The sequence below is a fragment of the Okeania sp. genome (genome assembly GCF_983059655.1).
Genome location: NZ_CEZPJD010000553.1, coordinates 1 through 5,363, shown reverse-complemented (window position 1 = coordinate 5,363; position 5,363 = coordinate 1). Strand labels below are relative to the sequence as shown.

Below are 5,363 nucleotides of genomic sequence, written 5' to 3'. Positions count from 1 at the left end.
GGAATTGATGCATTAGATGAAGCAAGTGAAAGCCGAATTTACACAGATATTGAAGCCAATAATAATTATATTAGTATTAATACAAAATTAAGTATTAATAAAAACATGGCGATAGTAGAAATTACTGATAATGGTCCAGGAATGAGCGAGAAAGTGCGCTCAAGGATATTCGAGCAGGGATTTACAACTAAAGGGGTGGGTAAAGGAACAGGATTAGGCATGGCAATATCCCAGCAAATTATTCAAGAAAAACATGGGGGAAGAATTGATTGTATCTCAGTATTGGGCCAAGGGACAAAATTCATCATTACTTTACCTTTAAGTTAAAGCCAAGAGTTGTTCTGATATAGCTACAAGCTATCGTTTATGCTACATTTTGAAGTACGGAACGTAGGTTATATATATTATATAAAATCCGCCTAATTGCACATAGATCCAATAACGTCATAATCAGGATTTTAAGCTATTAGACATCTCCAATAATAAAAAATAAAATCAATTGTTATACATAAATTATCAATTATTTATACCTACTCCCTACTCCCTACTCCCTCTTTTCTGGGTCTATTGATTATGAGGTTATTTAACTGGATTTGATATTATATGATATTATATATAGTTATATATAGAAATTATATTATATCATGTCTGGATCATAGCGCGATCAAAAAACCTTTTCCCTTCTAACCTTTTCTTTCCTATCTTAGTGCGCATTCCCTTGCGTCAGACACCGACGCGGGGTTGTACCGCTTCTGTCTCCAGCATAGCTGCCTTCTGCCTTACCTCCTCTAAAGTGTAAGTATTCAACCGGATATGATATTACTCCAAAGCCAACGGATTTGATATTATTCAAATTTTACCTTTAAAATTGGAATCAGGAGAAAACTATTAAAAAGTGTTGGGCATAACTGGCCATGAACTTAACTATCACATCCTTAAGTGACTATGAAATTGGTGACTTAATACATGAGAGCCAGCGGACTGTCGTCTATCGTGCAGTGGCTAAAGCAAATGCTCAACCAGTAGCGATAAAACTGATGCACAATCAGTTTCCTTCATTTCATGAATTAGTCCAATTTCGCAACCAATACACCATTGCGAGTAATCTGTCTGTTGAAGGTATTGTCAAACCATTAGCTCTGTTAAGTTATGAGAATGGCTATGCCTTAATCATGCCAGACTTTGGGGGCATTTCTTTAGATGAATATTATCAAAATTTGTCACCTCATACAAAAGACATCTGCCTATTTTTAGATATAGCAATTCAGATAGCAGAAATTATCTATCAATTACACCAAAATCGAATTATTCATAAAGATATTAAACCCGCAAATATACTAATTAATCCCGAAACTAAGCAAGTAAAAATTATTGACTTCAGTATTTCTACGCTGTTGCCAAAAGAAACTCAAACTATTCAAACCCCCAATGTCTTAGAAGGAACTTTAGCTTATATTTCCCCAGAGCAAACCGGAAGGATGAACCGAGGAATAGATTATCGTAGCGACTTTTATTCGTTGGGGGTAACGTTTTATGAAATGTTAAATGGATCGTTACCATTTGAGACGACTGATCTCATGGAATTGGTACATTGTCATTTGGCGAAAATGCCAATACTAGGGAATAGTGAAGGGGGAGTAGGGAATAGAGAAGGGGGAGCAGGGAATAGTGAAGAAAGAAAACGGGTTTGTGAAACACAAATACCTCAAATGCTAATCGACATTGTAATGAAGTTGATGGCGAAAAATGCGGAAGATAGGTATCAGAGTGCTTTGGGTTTAAAATATGATTTGGAAAAATGCCGACAGGAATTGCAGTCTAAGGGAGAGATAGAGAATTTTGATCTAGGGAGTAAAGATATTAGTGATCGCTTCCTGATTCCAGAAAAACTCTATGGCAGAGAAGCAGAAGTAGAAACTTTACTAGATACTTTTGAGTGGGTTGCTCATCCCCCCAAAAGCCCTCTGAGTCAGGGAAATAGATCGGAAATGATCCTGGTGGCAGGATTTTCAGGGATTGGTAAAACTGCGGTGGTGAATGAAGTACATAAACCTATTGTGAAGCAGCGCGGGTATTTCATTAAAGGAAAATTTGACCAGTTTCAACGTAACATTCCCTTTTCTGCTTTCGTGCAGGGGTTTCGAGACTTAATGGGGCAACTATTGAGCGAGAGTGATGCTCAACTGGAGAAGTGGAAAAACAAAATACTTGATGCGGTAGGGGATAATGGGCAGGTTATGATTGAGGTGATTCCAGAGTTAGAGAAAATTATTGGGGAGCAACCGCCGGTTCCAGAATTATCTGGTAGTGCAGCACAAAATCGTTTTAACCTGTTGTTTCAAAAATTTATTCAGGTCTTTGCAACCCAAAACCATCCCCTAGTAATATTCATTGATGACTTGCAGTGGGCAGATTTAGCGTCGCTGAAATTGATGCAACTATTGATGAGTCGTGGAGAGACTGGTTATTTGCTCTTGTTAGGGGCTTATCGGGATAACGAGGTGTTTCCTGCTCATCCTCTGATGTTAACTTTAGATGAGATAGCTAATTCGGGAGCAACTTTCAAAACCATCACCCTTGCGCCTTTAAGCAAAACTGATCTGAATGATTTAGTAGCAGATACTCTCAGTTGCAGTTTAGAAATGGCGTTACCTTTAACTGAATTAGTGTATGACAAGACTAAGGGAAATCCGTTTTTCGCTACTCAGTTTCTGAAGGGATTATATGAGGATGGGTGGATTAGTTTTAATTTTGATGTAGGTTATTGGCAGTGCAATATGACAGAAGTTAGGTCTTTGGCACTGACAGATGATGTAGTAGAGTTCATGGCGAGTCGGTTGCACAAGTTACCAGAAGCAGCTCAGGAAATACTGAAGTTAGCTGCTTGTATCGGCAATCAGTTTTATTTGTCAACCTTAGCAGTGGTGAGCGAACAGTCTGAGCTAGAAGTGGCAAATAGTTTGTGGGATGCATTGCAAGAAGGATTGGTGTTGCCCTTGAGCCTGATTTATAAATTTTTTCAAGGAGTTACTCAGGAAGAAAAAGCATCTATTGAGGATATGTCAGTAGGCTATAAATTTTTGCACGATCGCGTTCAACAAGCTGCTTATTCTAAGATTCCCGCGGCCCAAAAAACCGCTACTCATCTCAAAATAGGTCGCTTATTATGGCAAAAAACGGCATTGGCAGATCGAGAAAATAAGCTATTTGAGATAGCAAATCATTTTAATCATGGTGTTGATTTAATTACCAATAAAAATGAACTCAATGAGTTAGCTCTTTTGAATTTATTAGCTGGAAAAAAAGCTAAAAACTCTACTGCTTATAAGGCGGCAGTTAATTACTTAAATCAAGGGATTAAATTGCTTCCTGCTCAGAGTTGGAAAGTGGCTTATGAATTGACTTTAAATTTACACTCTGAGGCTATGCAAAGTGAATACTTAAGTGGTAATATTGACCGCTCTGAATCTTTAGCGGAAATCATTTTGCAGCAAGCAAGCAATCAATTTGATGTACTTAAAGTCTATGAAACAAAAATCCAAATTTATATTACCAGCAAGCAAACAGCTAAGGCAATTGATACTGGTTTAGATGCTTTAGCCATGATGGAAATGTCTTTAGACAAAATGAACGATTACAGTAGTCAAGCGATCGTCCTGCCTAAAATTGATGCAGTACCTGAATTATTAGAAGCGAGAGATCCTTATCATCTAGCCAAGATGAGAATTTTGATTGCTATTACTTCTGCTGCTTTAATTTCTCGACCAGCAATTTTATTTTCCATTGTACTGACCCAAGCTCATCTTTGCAGTATCAATGGTTATTCTTCCTTAGCAGCTTTTTCCTATAGTTGGTATGGCGCTCTGTTATGTATGAATCCTGCTGATATTGAAAGAGGATATCAATCCGGTCAATTAGCGATGGCATTGTTAGAACGGTTTCACCCTCAAGCTAATTTGGAAAAGTCCAGTGTTTATAACATGGTTTATACTTTTGTTAATCCTTGGAAAAAACACGCACGGGAAAGTTTAGCCTACTTGTTAGAAGGATTGCAAAGTGGCTTAGATGTTGGCGATCTAGTTTATGCCAGTTATTGCATAGAAAATTATTGTGCTTATCTGTTTTTAACGGGGGCTGATTTGACAATTGTTACCCAAAAGCAAGACCCATATATTGAATTCATGAGGAAAATAAAAAATAATTATGCTGCTGGTAATATAAGTATTTGGCGACAATTTAGTGCTAATTTACTGGGAGAATCAACTCATGTTGAGCGATTGAGTGGGGAACATTTTGATGAAGCAACAGCAGAACAAAATTGGCAAACATCTCAGTTAGGTTGGTCTCTATTTAACCTGTATTTAGCCAAGGCAATGTTATTTTATTATTGTGAAAATTGGGCAGATGCGATCGTAAATGCAACTTTAGCCACAAGTTATGCCATTTCAGTAGGTGCTTGGATGCCCATTGCAACTAATAATTTTTACTATTCCTTAGCTTTATTAGCTAACTTCGAGAATGTCTCATCAAAGTCTGAACGAGAGGAAATTTTAGCTCTGGTGCAAAACAATCAAGACAAACTCAACCAGTGGACGCAAAATGCTTATGAGAATTACCAGCACAAATGGGAATTAGTAGAGGCAGAAAGGCATCGGGTATTATTTCATAAAGCTGAGGCAATAGAACAATACGATAGCGCCATAGCTGGAGCAAAAGAAAACGAATACGTCCAAGAAGAAGCCCTGGCCAACGAACTCGCAGCTAAATTTTACCTTGACTGGGGCAAAGAAAAAGTTGCTGGAGGATATATGCAAGAGGCTTACTACTGCTATGCCCGTTGGGGCGCGAAAGCCAAAACCGACGACTTAGAAAAGCGCTATCCTTATCTCCTGAAACCAATTATCGAAAGGCAACTCCCTAGCTCCCTCTTTAGTGCTACTTTGCTCGATTTAACTCAAGGAACAATTTCCAAAACTACCACAGGTACAGCAGAAATATTAGACTTGGCTACTCTCATGAAAGCATCCCGCACCCTATCAGAAGATATCTCCTTAGACGGAGCAATAGCTAATTTAATGCAAGTAGTCAGAGAAAGTGCTGGAGCCGAAACCGTAGCCTTGATGCTCTTGCAGGAACAAGTATTAATGTTGACAGCTCTGGTTACTGGCGAAGAAACTTCCATCCTGCCCCCTCTGACTGTAGCAACTACTCATACAGTACCTTTGAGTGTTATCAACCAAGTCAAGCGCAGCCAACAACCTCTAGTCCTTGATAACGCTAGTAACAACAATACTTATGCTGGCGATGCTTATATCCAAAAATATCAACCTCAGTCTATTTTCTGCCTACCCTTAATAGCTCGC

2 protein-coding genes are annotated in these 5,363 nt (G+C 38.4%); both read left to right on the top strand.

The window, feature by feature from the left end:
• The coding region (locus tag AC3DU7_RS23985) for a sensor histidine kinase (RefSeq protein ID WP_488041814.1) at positions 1–327 on the top strand (327 nt) is incomplete at its 5' end.
• 587 nt (positions 328–914) lie between these two features.
• Positions 915–5,363, top strand: a 4,449-nt coding sequence (locus tag AC3DU7_RS23980; RefSeq protein ID WP_488041813.1) for an ATP-binding protein, incomplete at its 3' end; no start/stop codon positions are given.